9 protein-coding genes are annotated in these 19,466 nt (G+C 72.7%); 2 read left to right on the plus strand and 7 right to left on the minus strand.

Translation table 11 applies throughout. The annotated features are described in order from the left end of the window. Positions 1 to 120: 120 nt before the first annotated feature. Both ACIO3P_RS27715 and ACIO3P_RS27720 read left to right on the plus strand, forming a co-directional pair. Positions 121 to 11,214, plus strand: coding sequence for a type I polyketide synthase (locus ACIO3P_RS27715; RefSeq protein WP_401853482.1), 11,094 nt, complete (start codon positions 121 to 123; stop codon positions 11,212 to 11,214). Between the two features lie 221 nt (positions 11,215 to 11,435). Continuing rightward, positions 11,436 to 12,872 (plus strand): tryptophan 7-halogenase, encoded by a 1,437-nt coding sequence (locus tag ACIO3P_RS27720; RefSeq protein ID WP_401853479.1) that lies wholly within the window; start codon positions 11,436 to 11,438, stop codon positions 12,870 to 12,872. A gap of 19 nt (positions 12,873 to 12,891) precedes the next feature. Here the strand turns inward: ACIO3P_RS27720 and ACIO3P_RS27725 are convergent, their stop codons facing one another. The 7 genes from ACIO3P_RS27725 to ACIO3P_RS27755 form a co-directional block, all read right to left on the minus strand. Continuing rightward, positions 12,892 to 13,869, minus strand: a complete 978-nt coding sequence (locus tag ACIO3P_RS27725; protein ID WP_401978208.1) for an LnmK family bifunctional acyltransferase/decarboxylase — start codon at positions 13,867 to 13,869, stop codon at positions 12,892 to 12,894. Between the two features lie 83 nt (positions 13,870 to 13,952). Then, on the minus strand, positions 13,953 to 15,089 hold the full coding sequence (locus ACIO3P_RS27730) for a histidinol-phosphate transaminase (RefSeq protein ID WP_401853474.1): 1,137 nt from the start codon (positions 15,087 to 15,089) through the stop codon (positions 13,953 to 13,955). Positions 15,090 to 15,158: 69 nt separating this feature from the next. Beyond that, complete coding sequence (locus ACIO3P_RS27735) at positions 15,159 to 15,416, minus strand: phosphopantetheine-binding protein (protein WP_329826784.1); 258 nt, start codon at positions 15,414 to 15,416, stop codon at positions 15,159 to 15,161. A gap of 95 nt (positions 15,417 to 15,511) precedes the next feature. After that, a complete protein-coding gene (gene dmpG, locus ACIO3P_RS27740) occupies positions 15,512 to 16,591 on the minus strand; it encodes a 4-hydroxy-2-oxovalerate aldolase (protein WP_329826785.1) in 1,080 nt (359 codons plus the stop codon). Then, positions 16,588 to 17,505 (minus strand): acetaldehyde dehydrogenase (acetylating), encoded by a 918-nt coding sequence (locus ACIO3P_RS27745; RefSeq protein ID WP_329826787.1) that lies wholly within the window; start codon positions 17,503 to 17,505, stop codon positions 16,588 to 16,590. Before ACIO3P_RS27745 ends, dmpG begins: the two co-directional genes overlap by 4 nt. Positions 17,506 to 17,585: 80 nt before the next feature. Continuing rightward, complete coding sequence (locus ACIO3P_RS27750) at positions 17,586 to 18,374, minus strand: 2-keto-4-pentenoate hydratase (protein WP_401853469.1); 789 nt, start codon at positions 18,372 to 18,374, stop codon at positions 17,586 to 17,588. 18 nt (positions 18,375 to 18,392) lie between these two features. After that, on the minus strand, positions 18,393 to 19,379 hold the full coding sequence (locus ACIO3P_RS27755; RefSeq protein ID WP_401853466.1) for a class I SAM-dependent methyltransferase: 987 nt from the start codon (positions 19,377 to 19,379) through the stop codon (positions 18,393 to 18,395). Between the last annotated feature and the right edge of the window lie 87 nt (positions 19,380 to 19,466).

Below are 19,466 nucleotides of genomic sequence, written 5' to 3' on the forward strand. Positions count from 1 at the left end.
CGGCACCCTCTCGCACGCCGCACGCCGCACGCCGCACGCCGCTCGCACACCCCGCGTACGCCGTACACCCCTCGCACTCCGTACCCCCAAGCTCCCGAAGCCCAATCCCGTGAGGTATCGATGTCGGAACAAGAAAAGCTCGTCGGCTACCTCCGACGGGTGACCGTCGATCTGCATCGGACGCGCCGGCGCCTTCAGGAAGTGGAGGCGGCGGCGCGGGAGCCGATCGCGATCGTCGGGATGAGCTGCCGCTACCCCGGGGGCGTGCGGACTCCCGAGGAGTTCTGGGAGCTGCTGGCAGGGGCACGGGACGCGATCACGGCTTTTCCCGAGGACCGTGGCTGGGACGTGGAGACCCTGTACGACCCGGATCCCGACCGGCCGGGAACCTCCTCCACCCGCGAGGGCGGCTTCCTCGGCGACGCGGGGGAGTTCGACGCCGACTTCTTCGGGATCTCGCCGCGTGAGGCGCTGGCCATGGACCCGCAGCAGCGGCTGCTGCTGGAGACCTCGTGGGAGGCCGTCGAACGGGCGGGCATCGATCCCGCGTCGCTCAAGGGGAGCCAGGCCGGTGTCTTCGTCGGGGCCGTCGCCCCGGACTACGGCCCCCACCTGCACAGGGCGGCCGGCGATGTCGAGGGCCACCTGATGACCGGCACCGGCCTCAGCGTCGCGTCCGGCCGGGTGGCCTACGCGCTGGGCCTGGAGGGGCCCGCGGTGACGGTGGACACGGCGTGCTCGTCCTCGCTGGTGGCCCTGCACCTGGCCGTGCAGTCCCTGCGCCAGGGCGACTGCTCCAGCGCGCTGGTCGGCGGTGTGACCGTCATGGCCACGCCCGGTACCTTCATCGGCTTCAGCCGGCAGCGCGGGCTCGCCCCGGACGGCCGGTGCAAACCCTTCTCGGCCGCCGCGGACGGCTTCGGTCTCGCCGAAGGCGCCGGCATGCTGTTCCTGGAGCGGCTGTCCGACGCGCACCGCGACGGCCATCCGGTGCTGGCCGTCGTCCGCGGTACGGCGATCAACCAGGACGGCGCCAGCAGCGGACTGTCCGCACCGAACGGTCCCGCGCAACAGCGGATGATCCGGGCGGCGTTGGCGAGCGCGGGACTGACCGCGGGTGAGGTCGACGCCGTGGAGGCGCACGGTACGGGTACGAGGCTGGGTGATCCGATCGAGGCGCAGGCGTTGCTGGCCACGTACGGTCGGGACCGCGGGGACCGTCCGTTGTGGTTGGGTTCGGTGAAGTCCAACATCGGGCACACCCAGGCGGCCGCGGGGGTGGCCGGTGTGATCAAGATGGTGCTGGCGATGCGGCACGGTGTGCTGCCGCGCACCCTGCACGTCGACGAGCCGTCGACACACATCGACTGGTCAGCGGGCCCGGTGAGGCTCCTCACCGAGGCCACCCCGTGGCAGGCCGGTGGGCGACCGCGCCGGGCAGGTGTCTCCTCGTTCGGCATCAGCGGCACCAACGCGCACGCCATCATCGAACAGGCCGCCGATCCGGTGGAGGGCGGAGCGGACGGCGGACCGGAGGACGACGCCGTACCGTCCCCGGTGGCCCCGGTGGCCCCGGTGGCCCCGGTGGCCCCGGTGGCCCCGGTGGCCCCGGTGGCGCTGCCGCTCGTCCCGTGGGTGCTCTCGGCCAGGTCCGCGGCGGCCCTGCGCGGCCAGGCCGCCCGGCTGCTGGACCACGTGCGCGGGCATCCGGAGGTGGCCGCTGCGCACACCGGTCTGTCCCTCGGGACCACCCGAACCGCCTTCGACCACCGCGCGGTGGTCCTCGCGCCGGACCACGCGGGCGCGGTGGGCGAACTGGAGAAGCACGTCGCGGGCCACGCCGCCCCGGGGCTCGTCACCGGGCTCGCACGGGGTGGCGCCGGGGTGGCGCTCGTCTTTCCGGGGCAGGGGGCGCAGTGGGCCCTGATGGCGGCGGAACTGCTGGACTCCTCGCCGGTGTTCGCGGCGCGGATGGCCGAGTGCGCCGCCGCGCTGGCGCCTCACGTGGACTGGTCGCTGCCGGACGTCCTGCGGTGCACCGAGGGGGACGGCTGGCTGGGCCAGGTGGACGTGGTACAGCCGGCGTTGTGGGCGGTGATGGTGTCACTGGCCGAACTGTGGCGTGCGTACGGCGTGGTGCCGGCGGCGGTGATCGGCCACTCCCAGGGGGAGATCGCGGCCGCGTGTGTCGCGGGCGGGCTGTCGCTGGCGGACGGGGCACGGGTGGTGGCGTTGCGCAGTCGGGCGTTGCGGGCGCTGGCGGGCCGGGGCGGCATGGTGTCCGTCGGCCTGTCCGTCGCCGAGGTGCGGGAGCGGCTGTCCGCGTGGCGCGGACGGCTGTCGGTGGCGGCGGTGAACGGGCCCTCGGCGGTCGTGGTGTCGGGCGACACCGACGCCTTGGAGGAAGTGCTGGCGCGGTGCGAACGCGAGGGCGTACGGGCGCGCCGGGTTCCGGTGGACTACGCCTCGCACTCCGCACATGTGGAGGAGATCGAGGGCGAGTTGCTGCGCGATCTCGCGGGGATCGCTCCGCGGTCCTCGGCGGTGCCGTTCCATTCGACGGTGGTCGGCGGGGTGCTGGACACGGCGGAGCTGGACGCGGCCTACTGGTACCGGAACCTGCGGCAGACGGTCCGCTTCGACGAGACGGTACGGGGCCTGCTGGGCGAGGGCTTCCAGGTGTTCGTGGAGGCCGGCGCCCACCCGGTACTGACCATGGCGATCGAGCAGACGGCCGACGACCACGGAACGCGGGCGACGGTGGTCGGGACGCTGCGCCGTGGCGAGGGTGGGCCGGCCCGATTCCTGACCTCACTGGCCGAGGCGTACGTCGGTGGCGCCGACGTCGACTGGCGGGAGGTGTTCGCCGGTACCGGCGCGCGACGCGTGGACCTGCCGACGTACGCCTTCCAGCGCCGCCGTTACTGGCTGGGATCCGGGGCGGCCGAGGCCGGTGACGTGGCGTCGGCGGGGCTGGCCCCGGCCGGGCACCCCTTGCTGGGCGCCGTCGCTCCGTTGCCCGACTCCGGTGGTTTCCTGCTGACGGGCCGTCTGTCGCTCCGTACCCACACCTGGCTCGCCGACCACGCGGTGCTGGGCCGTGTCGTCCTGCCCGGCACCGCGTTCGTCGAAATGGCGTTGCGAGCGGGAGACGCCGCCGGATGTGATCGGCTGGAAGAGCTCACCCTGGAGACGCCGTTGGTGCTGCCCGAGGACGGCGCGGTCCAGGTGCACCTGATCGTGAACGGGCCGCGGGAGACGGGGCATCGCGAGTTCGGTGTGTACGCGCGCCGCGACGACGTGCCGGACGACTCGTGGACGCGCCGCGCGCGAGGCACGCTGACCGCGGGGAGCCCGGCGGTGACCTCCCCGGAGCTGAGCGTCTGGCCGCCGGTCGGCGCTCAGGAGGTCGGGACCGCCGGCCTCTACGAAGGGCTGGCGGCCACCGGGCTTGCGTACGGCCCGGCGTTTCGCGGACTGCGCGCCGCCTGGCGCCGGGGCGACGAGCTCTTCGCCGAAGTGGCGCTGGCGCAGGAGGCGCGAACCGAGGCGGGCCGGTTCGGGGTGCACCCCGCGTTGCTGGACGCGGCGCTCCACGTCTGGGCGGCCCACGACGACACGGACACCGCCCCGAGGGCCGGGCGGGTCCGGTTGCCGTTCGTGTGGAGCGGTGTCTCCCTGCACGCGGTCGGGGCTTCCGCGGCGCGGGTGCGGCTGGCGCCGACCGGCGACGGCGGGGTGTCGGTGACGGTGGCCGACCCGGCGGGCGCGCCGGTGGCCTCGGCGGATGCCCTGAGGACGCGCCCGGTGGGGGAGGAGGAGTTCACGGCCTCCGCCGGGGTGCAGGAGTGGCTGTACCGCGTGGAGTGGGTGGCCGCTCCGCCGGCCACGGGGCCGGACGCCGGGGTGCGGGGGTGCGCGGTGGTCGGAGCGGATGACCTCGGAGTGATCGAGGGGCCGACGGTGCGGAGGTACGCGGATCTCGACGAGATCGGCGAACAGGTGCCCGCCTGCGTAGTGGTGTGTGTTGATGGTGTGAGCGATCAGGGTGTGGTGCCGGGGGCGACCGCGACGGTCGACCGTGTGCTGTCCTTGGTGCAGCGATGGTTGGCACAGGAGCGGTTCGCCGGGTCGCGGTTGGTGGTGGTGACGCGGGGAGCGGTGGCGGTCGAGGACGGTGAGGACGTGCGCGATCTGGCCGCGGCCCCGGTGTGGGGACTGGTCCGCTCCGCGCAGGCCGAGCACCCGGAGCGGTTGGTCCTGCTGGACGTGGACGGCGACGGCCTCTCGCCGGACGCCCTGCACGCGGCGGTGTCGACCGGGGAACCCCAGATCGCCGTGCGCGGGGGTGCGGTACAGGTGCCGCGCCTGACCCGGGGCCCGGCGAGCGGAGTGCTGGCGCCCCCGGACGAGGGGCGGCCCTGGCGGCTGGAGCCTTCGGGCGAGCGGACACCGGAGGGGCTGACCCCGGCGTCGGCCGAGGACGCGGCGCGCGAACTGGGTGAGTTCGAGGTGCGCGTCGCCGTACGCGCGGCAGGACTGAACTTCCGCGATGTGCTCATCTCGCTGGGCACGTATCCGGACCACGGGGCGCTGATGGGAAGCGAAGGGGCCGGGGTGGTGGTGGCCACCGGCCCGGGGGTCGGGTCCTGCGCCGTCGGTGATCGCGTGATGGGTCTGTGGACCGGCGGTTTCGGGCCGCTGGCGGTGGCGGACCACCGTACCCTGACCCGGATCCCGGACGGCTGGTCCTTCACCGAGGCCGCGTCGGTTCCGGTCGCGTTCGTGACGGCGTTGTACGCGTTGCGCGAGCTGGCGGGTGTACGGCCCGGCGAGTCGCTGCTGGTGCACTCCGCCGCCGGTGGGGTGGGAATGGCGGCGGTGCAACTGGCCCGGGTGTACGGCCTCCAGGTCTTCGCCACCGCCGGCCCCGCCAAGTGGGACGTGCTGCGTGGTCTGGGAGTCGACGACACGCATCTGGCGCCGTCGCGGTCGGTGGAGTTCGAGCAGCGCTTCCGGTCGGCATCGGGCGACCGCGGTGTCGATGTCGTGCTGGACTCCCTGGCGGGTGAGTACGTCGACGCCTCGCTGCGGCTGCTCGGCGAGGGCGGGCGCTTCATCGAGATGGGGAAGGCGGACATACGGTCCGCCGACGAGGTGGCGGCGGCCCACCCCGGTGTGACATACCGGGCGTTCGACCTGGTGGAAGCGGGTCCGGAGCGCATCGGGGCGATGCTCACCGAGATCGTCGGCCTCTTCGGGCAGGGTGCGCTCAAGCGGTTGCCGACGCGGGTGTGGGATGTGCGCCGGGCGGGTGAGGCGCTCCGGTTCATGCGGCAGGCGCGGCACACGGGGAAACTGGTGCTGAGCGTTCCGGCCGCCCTGGACCCGGAGGGGATCGTCCTGGTGACGGGGGCGGCGGGCGTGCTGGGCGGCCTGGTGGCCCGGCACCTGGTGGCCGAGCACGGGGTGCGTCACCTGCTGCTGGTCAGTCGTCGTGGCCCGGCGGCCGAGGGCATGCCGGAGCTCAAGAAGGTGCTGACCGGCATGGGGGCGTCGGTGACCGTCGCCGCGTGCGACGTGGCCGACCGCGACGCCCTGGCGGAGACACTGGCGGGGTTGCCCGGAGGGCGTCGGGTGACGGGCGTGGTGCATGCCGCGGGGGTGCTGGACGACGGGACGGTGACGTCGCTGACGCCCGAGCGGGTCGACGGGGTGCTGCGGGCCAAGGTGGCGGGGGCGTGGAACCTGCACGAGCTGACCCGTCACCACGATGTCGCGCTGTTCGCGCTGTTCTCGTCGGCCGCCGGAGTGTGGGGGTCGGCGGGGCAGGCGAACTACGCTGCGGCGAACACGTTTCTGGACGGGCTCGCCGCGCATCGTCACGCGGCGGGTCTGCCCGGTGTGTCGTTGGCGTGGGGCATGTGGGCCGAGCGTTCCGGTATGACGGAGCACCTCGGCGAGGCGGATCTGTCGCGGATGGCGCGGGTCGGTGTGGTGCCGTTCTCGTCCGACGAGGGGCTGCGGCTCTTCGACACGGCGCACACCCTGGCCGAGAGCCTGGTGGTACCCGCCCGGCTGGACACCGGTGGCCCGGCCGCCTCAGGCACCGCGATCCCCGCCCTGCTCAAGGGACTCGTACGACGGCCGGTCCCCGCACGACGCACCCCCCTCCCTGACGAACCGCGCCGCCCGGCCGGCCAGGCCACCGAACTGCGGCAGAGGCTGCTCGGCATGAGCCACGCCGACCGCGGCCACACCGTGCTGGAGCTCGTCCACGCACAGGTGGTGGCGGTGCTGGGGCACGCCACGCCGGACGCGGTCGAGTCCGGCCGGGCGTTCAAGGAACTCGGCCTCGACTCGCTGACGGCGATCGAGCTGCGGAATCTGCTCAGTGCGACGACCGGGCTGCGCCTGCCTGCCACGCTCGCCTTCGACTACCCGAACGACAAGGCGCTGAGCGAGTACATCCTGGCCGAACTGGTGGGGCGGGCCGATGCCGACGGCGCGGTGGCGACATCCCCGGCCGGCCGGAGCGAGGGCGCGTCCGAGGACGACCGGATCGCGATCGTCGGCATGAGCTGCCGTTACCCGGGCGGCGTGACGTCCCCGGAAGAGCTGTGGCAGCTCGTCGTCTCCGGCGGGGACGCGATCGGCGGACTGCCCACCGACCGTGGCTGGGATCTCCAGGGCATCTACGACCCGGACCCGGACGCGCCCGGCAGGACGTACGCGCGCGAGGGCGGTTTCCTCTACGCCGCGGGCGAGTTCGACGCGGAGTTCTTCGGGATCTCACCGCGTGAGGCGCTCGCGATGGACCCGCAGCAGCGTCTGGTGCTGGAGACCTCGTGGGAGGCGCTCGAACGCGCCGGGCTGGTCGCCTCGTCGCTGCGCGGCAGCAGGACGGGTGTCTTCGTCGGCTCCCACTACCAGGAGTACGGCCCGCGGCTGCACGAGGCGGGGGAGGGTTTCGAAGGCCACCTGATGACGGGAACCGCGGCCAGCGTCCTGTCCGGGCGTGTGGCGTACGCCTTCGGTTTCGAGGGACCCGCGGTGACGGTGGACACGGCGTGTTCGTCGTCGCTGGTGGCCCTGCACCTGGCGGTACGGTCGCTGCGTCAGGGCGAGTGCGACCTCGCGCTGGCCGGCGGGGTCGCCGTCATGCCGGACCCCGGCCCGCTCATGGCGTTCAGCAGGCAGCGCGGTCTCGCCCCCGACGGGCGCTGCAAGACGTTCGCGGCGACAGCGGACGGGACGTCCCTCGCCGAAGGCGTCGGTGTGCTGGTGGTGGAGCGGTTGTCCGACGCCCGGCGCAACGGACATCCCGTCCTTGCCGTGGTGCGGGGTTCCGCGGTGAACCAGGACGGTGCGTCGAACGGTCTGACGGCGCCGAACGGCCCGTCACAGCAGAGGGTGATCCGGGCGGCGCTGGCGGATGCGGGGGTGTCGGCGGCGGAGGTCGACGCGGTGGAGGCGCACGGTACGGGGACGAGGCTGGGGGACCCGATCGAGGCACAGGCGTTGCTGGCCACGTACGGGCGCGAACGGGCGGGCGGGGGACGGCCCTTGTGGCTGGGATCGTTGAAGTCGAACGTGGGGCACACCCAGGCGGCCGCCGGTGTGGCAGGCGTGATCAAGATGGTGCTCGCGCTGCGGCACGGCCTGCTGCCGTCCTCGCTGCACATCGACGAACCGACACCGCATGTGGACTGGTCGGGCGGTGGGGTCGAGCTGCTGCGGGACGCGGTGGAGTGGCCCCGGGCGGGAGGGCCGAGGCGTGCGGGCGTGTCGTCGTTCGGGATCAGCGGGACGAACGCGCACGTGATCGTGGAGCAGGCTCCGCAGGAGGAGCGTGTGGAGACGCCGGCGGACGACGTGGGCGTGGTGGCGTGTGTGGTCTCCGGGCGTTCGGAGGCGGCGTTGCGTGCGCAGGCGGAGCGTCTGGCGGAGCTCGTGCGGGCCGACGACGGCCTGTCGCCGGCCCAGGTGTCGTCGTCGCTCGTGACGTCCCGGTCGGTGTTCGAACACCGGGGTGTGGTGCTCGTCGCGGGGCGTGACGGGCTGCTGGCCGGCCTTGCGGCCCTGGCGTCGGGGAAACCGGCGGCCGGTGTGGTGCGCGGCACCGTCCTCCCCGGGAAGTCGGCGGTGCTGTTCTCGGGACAGGGCACCCAGCACCTCGGCATGGGGCGGGGGCTGTACGAGAGGTTCCCGGTGTTCGCTGAGGCATTCGACGCGGCGTGCGCCCGGTTCGACGCCCTGCTGGAACGGCCGCTGCGGGAGGTCGTGTTCGGGGACGCGACCGCGTTGGCCCGGGCGGATTTCACCCAGTGCGGGCTGTTCGCGGTCGAGGTGGCCCTGTTCCGGTTGGTGGAGTCGTGGGGTGTGCGGCCGGACTTCGTGGGTGGTCATTCGTTGGGGGAGGTGGTGGCCGCACACGTGGCGGGGGTGCTGTCGCTGGAGGACGCCTGTGAGCTGGTGGCGGCTCGGGGCCGGCTGATGGGGCAGTTGCCCGGGGGCGGGGTGATGGTGTCGGTGCGGGCGCCGGAGGCGGAGGTGGTGCCGTTGCTGGCGGGGCGCGCGGACGAGGTGAGCGTCGCGGCGGTCAACGGTCCCGCGTCCGTCGTGCTCTCGGGAAGGGAGGCGGCGGTCGCCGAGGTCGTCGGGGCGCTGCGGGAACGGGGCGTGGAGACGAAGCGGCTGAAGGTGTCGCACGCCTTCCACTCGCCCTTGACGGAGCCGATGCTCGCCCCGTTCCGCGAGGTGGTGGACGGGCTCTCCTTCCGCGCGCCGCACCTTCCGGTGGTGTCGAACGTGACCGGCGAAGTGGCCTCCGCCGAGGAGTTGTGCGCGCCCGGTCACTGGGTGCGACACGTGCGGGAGACGGTGCGCTTCGCCGACGGGGTGGCGGCACTGGCCCGGCGGGGAGTCACGACGTTCGTCGAACTCGGCCCTGACGGTGTGCTCTCCGGGATGGGGCACGAGTGCCTGCCCGACGCGGTGTTCGCGCCGGTCCTGAACGGGGACGCGGACGAGACCGGCTCCGTCGTCGACGGGCTCGCCCAGGCGTACGTGCGGGGCATGGAGGTGGACTGGCCGGCCGTCCTCGCCGCCGACGGCCCCCTGCCGCGGCGTGTGGACCTGCCGACGTACGCCTTCCAGCGGGAGCACTTCTGGCTGCGCTCGACCACCAGGACGGCTGCGGCGCCCGGCGGCGACACGGCGGTCGGCGGCGACATGGCGGCCGACGGGCCGGCGGACGCCGGTTTCTGGGAGGCGGTGGAGCGCGGTGACGCGAGCGCGCTCGCGAGCGAGCTGTCGGTCGAGGACGGAGACGGTGCGGGTGAGTCGCTCGCGGCGGCGCTCCCGGCGCTGTCGGCGTGGCGGCGTCGTCGGCGGGAGCGGGGACCGGTGGACGCGTGGCGCTACCGGGTGGCGTGGTCGCCGGTGACCGGTGGGACGGGCACACTGACGGGAGCGTGGCTGGTGGTCGTCCCCGAGGGGCACACCGCGGACGCGTGGGTGTCGCACGTCGTGAAGTCGGTGGGGGGGCGCGGGGCGTCCCCCCTGGTCGTGGAACTGGCGCCGAGCGCCACGGACGGCGACGCGGTGGCCGGAGCGTTGCGCGCGGCGCTGACACGGGCCGGTGACACGGGGATCACCGGCGTGCTGTCGCTGCTGGCGCTGGCGGAGGGACGGCACGCGGTGTACGGGTCGGTGCCGCTGGGAGTGGCGTTGACACTGGCCATGGTGCGGGCCGCGGGCGAGTTGGGGGTGCGCGCCCCGGTCTGGTGCGTCACCCGCGGGGCCATGTCCGTGAACGGCGCGGAACGGGTGCGGAACCCGGAGCAGGCCGGGGTGTGGAGCCTGGGACGTGTGGCCGGTCTGGAGACACCGGAGAGGTGGGGCGGGACGGTGGACCTGCCGGACGTGCTGGACGGGTGGGTCATGGAGCGTCTGGCCCGGGTACTCGCCGGCGGTTCGGGCGAGAGCGAGGTGGCGGTCCGCGGCGCGGGTGTGTTCGGTCGCCGTGTGGTGCCGGCCGCCTCGGGCGGACGTCGTGGTGCCGGGTGGCGACCCTCGGGAACCGTACTGGTCACGGGCGGTACGGGAGCGTTGGGCAGGCACGTGGCGCGGTGGCTGGCACGCGCCGGTGCCGAGCACCTCGTCCTCGTGTCCCGCCGTGGCCCCGGGGCCGACGGCGCGGACGACCTGCGCGGGGAACTGGAGGAGCTGGGTACGCGGGCGGAGGTGGTGGCCTGCGACGTGGGCGACCGGAGGGCCGTCGCCGAGCTGGTGGCGCGCGTGACGGCGCGGGCCCCGTTGACGGGAGTCGTTCACACGGCCGGCGTCCTGGACGACGGTGTGCTGGAAGGGCTGACCGTGGAGCGGTTCGAGGAGGTCCTGCGGTCGAAGAGCGAGGCGGCGCGGCATCTGCACGAGGCCACGAGGGACCTGGGGCTTTCGGCGTTCGTGCTGTTCTCCTCGTTCGCGGGCGTCGTGGGTTCCGCCGGGCAGGCGAACTACGCGGTCGCGAACGCGCTCGTGGACGCCCTGGCCGAGCAGCGGCGGGCCGAGGGGCTGGCGGCCACCTCGGTGGCGTGGGGACCGTGGGCCGACGACGGCATGGCCGTCCGCAGCGGCGAGGCCGCCGGCAACGTCCGGCGCAGCGGTCTGACCCCGATGGACCCGCGGTCGGCACTCATGGCGCTGGAACGGTCACTGGCGGAGGACGGGACCTCCGTCGTCGTCGACGCCGACTGGCCTCGCTTCACCGCCGCGTCCGAGGCCCGCTCCGTGGAACGGCTGCTCAGCGGGATCCCGGAAGTACGGCGGTTCGTGACGGACGCGGCCGACGGCACCGAGGCGACACGGGCCGAGGACCCGGCCGCCCTCGCGGGGCGCCTGCGATCACTCCCCGAGACCGAACGGAGCCGGGAACTCCTGGAACTCGTACGCTCCCATGCCGCCGCCGTGCTGGGCCACACCGGCAGGGAGGCGATCGCCCCCGGCCGCCGCTTCACGGAGATGGGGTTCGACTCCCTGACCGCCATGCGCCTGAGCAACCGGCTCGGCGCCGCCACGGGCCTCCAGCTCACCGCGGCGACGGTCTTCGCCCACGTCACCCCGACCGCCCTGACCGACCACCTGCTCGCCACGTACGCGGCTCCCCCCGGGCGCCCGAGGCCCCGGCTGCGGCTACGGGAGCGGGCATGACGGCGTCGAACGCGACCGGGCCGGCCGGGCCGCCCCGCGCCAGGCGGTGGGCGGTTCTCCGCAGGGCGCTCCGGGCGCTCCCCCGCAGGGCCCGATGAGACCTTGCTCAGTGCGTAACCGTGGCTCTTGCCGATGCCGGGCCGACCGCCGCGCGTGATGCTGGCAGAAGTTCGGAGAACCCTTGCCCACACCGGCGAACGACAGGAAAGGCAGCGAAAGGCGTGAATTCTGCTGTTGAGTCAGATTACGACGTCGTGGTCGTCGGGGGTGGTCCCGGCGGATCCACGCTTTCGACGCTGGTGGCACTCCAGGGCTATCGGGTGCTGCTCCTGGAGAAGGAGGTTTTTCCGCGGCACCAGATCGGCGAGTCACTGCTCCCCTCCACCGTGCACGGGATCTGCCGCCTCCTCGGAGTCACGGAGGAACTGGAGAACTCCGGCTTCATGAAGAAGCACGGCGGTACCTTCCGCTGGGGGCTCAACGCTGAGCCCTGGACCTTCGATTTCTCCGTTTCGGCGAAATTCTCGGGCCCGACCTCCTACGCCTACCAGGTCGAGCGCATGAAGTTCGACAAGATCCTCCTCGACAACGCCCGCAGCAAGGGGGTGGACGTCCGTGAACGCTGCGAGGTCGTGGCGGTTCTCGAGGAGGAAAACCGGATCTCCGGTGTGCGGTACGACGACGCCGAAGGCGTCCGGCGGGAGGTCCGTGCCCGGTTCGTGGCGGATGCCTCGGGCAACAAGAGCCGCGTTCACCAGCGGATCGGCGGCGCACGCCAGTACTCGGAGCTGTTCCGGAACATCGCCGTATTCGGTTACTTCACCGGCGGGAAGCGCATGCCCGCCCCCGGGACGGGCAACATCGTCTGCGCGTCGTTCGATCTCGGCTGGTTCTGGTACATCCCCCTGTCCGACGAGCTCACCAGTGTCGGCGCGGTGCTCAGGCGAGAGGCGCTGGAACGCCTCCGCGACGGGCCCCGGGAAAAGGTGCTGGCAGGTCTGATCGCGGAATGCCCGCTCATCGCCGACTACCTGTCGGATGCGGAGCGGGTCACGGAGGGGCCCTACGGGGAGGTCCGCGTCCGCAAGGACTACTCCTACATCCAGGAGAAGTTCTGGCGGCCCGGCATGGTGCTGGTCGGCGACGCCGCCTGCTTCATCGACCCGCTGTTCTCCTCCGGTGTTCATCTGTCCACGTACAGTGCCCTGCTGGCGGCCCGGTCGATCAACACCACACTGCGCGGCGCCGTCGACGAGGCCGACTGCTTCCGCGAGTACGAGGCCCGTTACCGCAGGGAGTACGACGTGTTCCACGACTTCCTGGCCGCTTTCTACGACCTCCAGAAGGACGAGCACGCGTACTTCCGTGAGGCGAAGAGCGCGATCGGGAGTTCCGCCTCGGCCGAGGAGTCGTTCGCGGAACTGGTGGGCGGCGGCGCGTCCGACGAGAAAGCCCTGATCGCCACGGCGCCCTCCGTCAGCCGGGAACGCAGGGCGGACCTGCTGGAGCGGTCGCGGAAGATCCACTGGGAGGGATCCCGGGTTCAGGTCCAGGCGGTCTTCGGCGAGAGCGTGGGGGACGACCCCCTGTACGAGGGCGGTCTGGTCGAGTCACCCGACGGCATGCACTGGACCCGCCCCGAACAGCCCGCCACCTGAGGTCTCGACGGGGCCCTTCTCACGACGTCGGCGCGTCCGCCCGGGACGCGTCGACGTCGATCTCGATGCCGGCGACCGCGAGCAGACGACCCGTGGCGGAGTCACGCATGGCCATGTCGGCGATCTCGATCCGCGGCCGCGCCGTGCTGCGCCACCTGCGCACCGTGATGGTGAACACCGCGCCCGGGTCCGCGTTGCCGAAGTACCCCACCTTCTGGTCGACCACCTTGCGCCGCAGGAACCGCGCGTCGCCGCGGCCGAGCGACCGCCACACGCGCAGCAGAGCCGTATCGAAGATCGAGAAGTACGAGGCGAAGTACACGAGCCCGGCGCCGTTGAGGTCGCGCACGACGTCCAGCGCGTACTCGGACGTGTGGGCCGGCCCGGCCGCGACCAGGCCGGGCGGCGGCGCCGAGTAGAAGCTGCCCGCCTCGCGGGCGCGTCCGACGAGGGTGCGCGGGGAGTGGGCGTTGGGCAGCCGGGGGAGGCCGCCGTAGGAGAAGTCCGGAGGCGCGACCTGGGACAGCCGCTGGTTGCTGTCCGGGCGTTCACGGGCGATCCAGCGGTTGAAGTTCTCGGCGTAGAGACAGTCCGGATGGGGGCGCTCGTACAGCTCCTCAGGGGCCAACGGAGCGTCGCCCAGGCCCAGGCTCGCCGGCGCGATCCGGTGGAGCGTGATCACGCCCTGGCTGCCGAACTGGAACACCCGGGAGCTCACCTGGAGTTCGTCGCCGAAAGCGAGGCCGTGGGGATGGACGACATCGCCGCCGCGTACGTGGAAGTAGTAGAAGGACAGGTAGGCGGGCTGCCCTTCGGAGGTACGGGCCGCGTGCACGTTGGTGCGGCAGGCGGCCGCCACCGCCTCCCAGGTCCAGTCCCCGATCCGACCGAAGACGAGTGATCCGCCACTGCACATGCCCGGGGCGACGACCACATGGCGGGAGAGCGAACTGTCGTCGCCCATCCGGACGGGCTGTGTTGTAGTGCTCCGGTTCACTGTTCCCACCTCTCTGGTCGGGCTGATCGGGGCCGACCGGGCCGTTCGGGGGGCCGGCTCACCCCGGGCTGGCCGGCGGGCGTTCACCGTTGTGCCGCTCGTGACTCAACCGTCCCGGATACCGTCCCGGATACCGCCCTGGCTCCGGCCGGCGTCCTCGTGAGCCATGCGGCCGACGCGGCGAGGAAAACGTCGTTGTCCTCGGCGCAACCGATCGACACGCGCACGCCCTCGCCCGGAAACGTCCGCACGGCGATGCCCTTGCCCGTGCACCACCTGCCGAACTCGGCCGAGGCATCGCCCAGCCGGAGCCAGAGGAAGTTGGCGTGGCCGGCCGGAACGTCCCAGCCGTGGGCCGCCAGGGCGTCGCGGACCCGGCCGCGTTCCGCGACCGTGGCCTCGACGCGGCGCAGCAACTGGTCCTCGACCCCGAGGGCCGCCACGGCCCCTCGCTGCGCGACCCCGTTCACCGCGTAGGCGAGGCATGCCTTGCGCAGTTGCTCGGTCACGCGGGGATGACCCACGAGGTAGCCGACCCGGAGGCCGGCCAGTCCGTATGCCTTCGAGAACGTGCGCAGCACCACGAGGTTCGGGTGCGCCGCGCAGAGGTCCAGGCCGCTGGAGGCGGCCGGATCGCGCGCGTACTCGTAGTACGCCTCGTCGAGGGCGACCAGGCAGGTGGCCGGCGTGCGCGCCAGGAACGTCCGCAGAGCCTCCCCGGTGACCACCGTGCCCGTCGGATTGTTGGGATTGCAGAGGAGGACCAGCCGCGTGGCATCCGTGACCCGGTCGGCCATGGCCGGGAGATCGTGCGCGCCGTCGACCAGGGGCACCCGCACGGAGCGCAGGCCGGCGAGGTCGGCGAGAACGGGGTAGAGCTCGAACGACCGCCAGGCGTACACGACCTCGGTGCCGGGGTCGCCGACGGACTGCATCAGCGTCTGGAGGAGCGCGACGGACCCCGCGCCCACCACGACCCTGTCGTCCGTGATCCCGTGCCTCCGCGCGATCGCACGCGTCAGCTCGCCGCACCCCGGGTCGGGGTAGCGGTTCACCGTCGAGGCCGCGTCCGCGACCGCCTCCGCGATGCCCGGCAGCGGGTCGTGGGGAGATTCGTTCGCCGACAGCGGGCGCGTACGCGCCGCCGCCGTATGCACGCCCTCGGTCGCCTGGTAGGCGGTGAGACGGCCGAGGACCGCCCGGAGTCGGGGCAAGGACAAGGGGACTCCCAAGCTCGCAAGGCCGGCGCGTCGTGGTCCGGCGGGTTGTCCGGTGGTCGTGGCACAGGCTCAGGGGCGCCCCTCGGCGGCCTCGGCCCCGGCGCGCGGCAGCCGCTCCTCCAGCAGACGCCCGATGTCCGCGACCGTGGCGGCGTCCAACAGCTCGTAGTCGTGGATCTCGACGCCGAGCCGGGTGTGCAGCAGCGCCGCCAGTTCCACCGCTGCGAGGGAGTCGAGGCCCACCTCCTCGCGGCCGGCCGTCGGTACGACGTCCTCCTCCCTCATCTGGAGGCCGTCCACCAGGATTCCTTTGAGTACCTCGTACATGGCTGGGACCTCTCGTTCGGATTTCGCTGGGCTCGCGTGCCCTGGTGCCTGACCCAGCCAGATCCGAACGAAAGACCCTGGTTCCTCTTTCGCCGTCACAACTGACCGGAAGGCCGTGGTTCCCGGGCGGGCCGGCCGCCGCGGGCCTTCTCCCGCAGAGTGAGCGCGACGTCCACGATGAGGTCTTCCTGACCGGCCACCGCCTGCCGCTCGCCCAGCTCGAAGAAGACATCGCGCGGGTCGACCCCTTCGCGCCGGGAGACGTCGAGGACCCGGTTCTTGAAGCCGGAGAACACTCCGGACAGGCCGCTGACGACGCCGACGGAGTCGATGGTCGGCGGGGCGGGCATCAGCTCGCGTCCGGCGAGGTCCGCCGCGTCCAGGAGACCGTACAGATCGATGCCCGTGGCGAACCCCATCCGCTCCAGCACGGGTACCAGGACTTCGAGTTGGGTGTTGCCGGCCCCGGCTCCGAAGCCCCGGGCGCAGGCGTCCACGATGGACGCCCCCGCCTCGACCGCGGCGACCGAGTTGGCGACGGCCATACCGAGGTTGTTGTGCCCGTGGAACATCACCGGTACGTCGACGGCCCGGCGGATGGCGCCGACGCGTTCCGTCACGTCCGCCGGCAGGAAGTGACCGGAGGAGTCGAGAATCCCCACTCCGCTCGCCCCGTACTCCACGAGCCGGGCGCACTCCTGCGCCAACTGCGGGGGAGTGGCCATGTGGCTCATCAGGAGAACGCCGTGCGCTTCGACACCGGCGTCGCGGAGGAACCCCAGATGCCGCTCGGCGAGGTTCCCCTCGGTGCAGTGCGTGCCGATCCGTACCATGTCGACGTCGTGGGCGATGGCCCTCCTGAGGTCCTGGACGGTGCCCCATCCGGGGATCATGAAGGCGGCCATCCTGCTGTTCGGCAGCGCCTCCCGTACGACGGACAGCATCTCGTCGTCGCCGAGCCGCGCCCGGCCGGCCTGGAGGGAGGACGCGCCCAGGCCGTTGCCGTGCCCCACTTCGACCACCGGGACACCCGCGGCGTCCGCGGCCGCCGCGTACCTGCGGAGCTGGTCGGGGCCGAGGGCGTGGCGGACCGCGTGATGTCCGTCGCGCAGGGTCGGATCATGGACGAGAACGGGTTTCCGCCGGTCGCTCCTCGCGTCTGCCGTCCCGGTCACGACATCACCGCCCCGGCGGTCGGGACGCGGGCCGCCGCGTACACCTCGGCGACCTGGAGCGCGGCGGAGTTGATGATGTCGAGGTTGCCCGCGTACCGGGGAATGCGGTCACCGGACGAGGTGACCTCGATGGCGACGAGGGCCTTCCCGCCGTCCACGACGCACGCCGTGACCTCGAAGCCGCCGGCGAATGCCCGGACCGGTGCCGTCGCGGTCGCCACGGCCGCGCGCACCGATTCCGCGGTGAGTCCTTCCCCCAGCACGGACATGGCGACCCGGAAGGTAGCCGGCGGCCTGGCGGGGCTCACATTGAGCATCGCCTTGACGTCCTCGACCCCGGTGAAGCCACGGACCGCGTCCTCGGTGGTCCCGATGTACTCGTCGAGATTCAGCCGGGTGGACGGGCCCACGCTCCGGCTGGCCGCGGTGGCCACCACCTCGACGTAGTCGATCCGGTGCCGCCGCGCGATCGCGTGCAGGATCGGGATCGACGCCTGGCCGCCACAACTGATCATGTTGATGTCGCCGTGGTCCAGGATGTCCGCCCCGTTCACGGTCGGGACCACCATCCGCCCCACCTTGCTCGGCGTCAGGTCGACGAGCATCGTCCCGAGGGGCCTCAACCGCTCCGCGTGCTCGGCGTGCGACACGGCGTTGGTGGCGTCGAAGACCACGTCGAACGGGTCCGGGGCGTCGACCAGGGACTGGACGCCGCCCGTCGCGGTCGGCAGCCCGAGCCCGGCCGCGTGCCGCAGCCCCGGCGTGTTCTCGTCGCGTGCCACGACCAGTCGGCAGTCGAGGGAGCGCGAACGCATGATCTTGGCCGCGAGGTCGACTCCGATGAGGCCGGCGCCGAGCACCGCCGCGGACAGTCGCCCGGTTCTTCTCCTGGCTGTACTCCTGGCTGTACTCATGGCTGTGTCGCCCTTCCTTGTGCGCAGACCTGCCTTGACGAGCCCTGGCTCCCCGATCCGGCCGGACCGGACGAAAGCTCCTAGGGACCGTCCACGTGCAGGGTGAGGGAGCCCAGGCGGTCGAACTCGGCGACGAACGTGTCCCCGGGGCTCATCGGGACCGCGGCGTGGAGCGCCCCCGTCATGATCAACTGCCCTGCCTCCAGAGACACCCCCCGGGCGCCGAGCACGTTCGCCAGCCAGGCCACCACGGTGACCGGATCCCCCAGGGCCGCCGCGCCGGCGCCGGTCGCCACGATCTCGCCGTTGCGCGAGAACACCATGCCGATCAGACGGGGGTCGCACTCCGTGAGGGAGACGGCGGACCGGGCCAGGGCCACGGCACCGTTCGACGCGAGATCCGCGATGGTGTCGGCGAGCCCGATGCGCCAGTTCTCGATCCGGGAGTCGACTATCTCCAGCCCCGCCATGACCTCCGCGACGGCTCCGCGCGCCTGCTCCGGTGTGATGCCGGGACCCGTGAGGGGCGCGCCGAGACGGAAGACGACCTCGGCCTCCACCTTGGGCGCGATGAACGAGTCGCACGACACGGTCGCCCCGTCCGTGTACACGGTGGAGGCCAGCACGGGGCCGTAGTCCGGCGTGTCGACGCCGAACATGTCCCGCATCGCGGCGGAGGTGAGGCCCGCCTTGTACCCGACGACGTGATCGCCGTCCGCGACGAGCATCCGCACGAGCTCACGCTGGACGGCGTAGCCGTCGTCCATGCCCAGGGTGGGGTCCGCGTCGGTGAACGGCGCGACGGGTACCCGCGTCGCGCGCGCCTCGTAGAGGGCTCTCGCCCGTGCCGTGGTGTCTTCGGCCGACATCCTCACAGTGCTCCCGTCCTATCCGGCGGCCACGAACATCCGGCTGCCGGGCATCCGCAGCGGTGTGCTGGTCACGTCCGAGAACCCGGCCCGGCGGAACGCGGCGTGCCACTCCTCCGCGGGCGGCAGCCGTACGTCCATCGAGCCGGCGTGCAGGTACGTGAAGAGCGCGCTGAAGCCGCGCTCCCTCGGATCGTCGGCGTAGGGCACCGCGTCGGTCACCACGAGGCACCCCCCGTCAGCGATCGACGCCCGGCAGGTGCGCAGCACGCCGTCGAGCACGTCGGGCCTGCTCACCACGTCGTGCATCACGAATCCCGCGTGCACGACGTCCGCGTCCCGCACCGGAGAGGGGTCATCGGCAAGCGATTCGATCGAACGGTGCACCACTCGGAGACGATCGCCGACCTCTGCCCGCCGGGCGGCCTGTTCGGCTTCCTCGCAGGCCGCCGCGCTCAGGTCCAGTGCCAGCCCGGTGCTGTCCGGCAGGGCGGTCAGCAGGTGGATCAGCAGTCCGCCGGTTCCCGCGCCGAGATCCACGATCCGCCGCGGTTCGCGCCGGGTGATCTCCGAGATGACGCCGGGGTAGAAGCCGTACGACCCGATCCACCGGGACGAGACCGCCACCCGCCGCCCGTCCCGCCGGTACCGGGCGCCCGCCGCCGCGGGATCGCGGAGAAACAGCACCGCGTTGTCGACGTACGGGCGGTTCGCGTTGAGCGCCCAGGAGAGGTAGCCGGCCGCGTACCTGCGGTCGGCCATGTCGGAGCAGGGTACGAAGTGGTGCGCTTCCTCGCCCCGCTCCAGCAGTCCCGCGCGGAGCAGCGCGTCGAGAAACGCGGCGGCACCGGACTCGGGCACGTCGGCGGTGGCCGTCACCTCGTGGAGGGTGAAGGGCGCGGCTCGGTCCAGGAGGGCGGAGAGGCCGAGGCCCTCGGCGATCTCGAGGAGAGCGGTGTCGGCGGCGAGATCGGCGGCGGTCTCCCTGGAGTCGGTACTGTTCATGCGTCCCTTCCGAACGGAGGAGGAAACTTCTCGGAGCAAGGCGTCGTAGGGTGTCCCGCGCAGGCGGGCCGGGTGACGTCGAGCAGA

Origin of the sequence: Streptomyces sp. NPDC087310, assembly GCF_044744405.1 — a bacterium.
Classification (GTDB): Bacteria; Actinomycetota; Actinomycetes; order Streptomycetales; family Streptomycetaceae; genus Streptomyces.

What these genes read in the sequence shown, in the direction of transcription:
- ACIO3P_RS27715 (WP_401853482.1), top strand. Translation starts at nt 121, where the DNA reads ATGTCGGAACAAGAAAAGCTCGTCGGCTACCTCCGACGGGTGACCGTC.
- ACIO3P_RS27735 (WP_329826784.1), bottom strand. Translation starts at nt 15,416, where the DNA reads ATGTACGAGGTACTCAAAGGAATCCTGGTGGACGGCCTCCAGATGAGG.
- ACIO3P_RS27745 (WP_329826787.1), bottom strand. Translation starts at nt 17,505, where the DNA reads ATGAGTACAGCCAGGAGTACAGCCAGGAGAAGAACCGGGCGACTGTCC.
- ACIO3P_RS27750 (WP_401853469.1), bottom strand. Translation starts at nt 18,374, where the DNA reads ATGTCGGCCGAAGACACCACGGCACGGGCGAGAGCCCTCTACGAGGCG.
- ACIO3P_RS27755 (WP_401853466.1), bottom strand. Translation starts at nt 19,379, where the DNA reads ATGAACAGTACCGACTCCAGGGAGACCGCCGCCGATCTCGCCGCCGAC.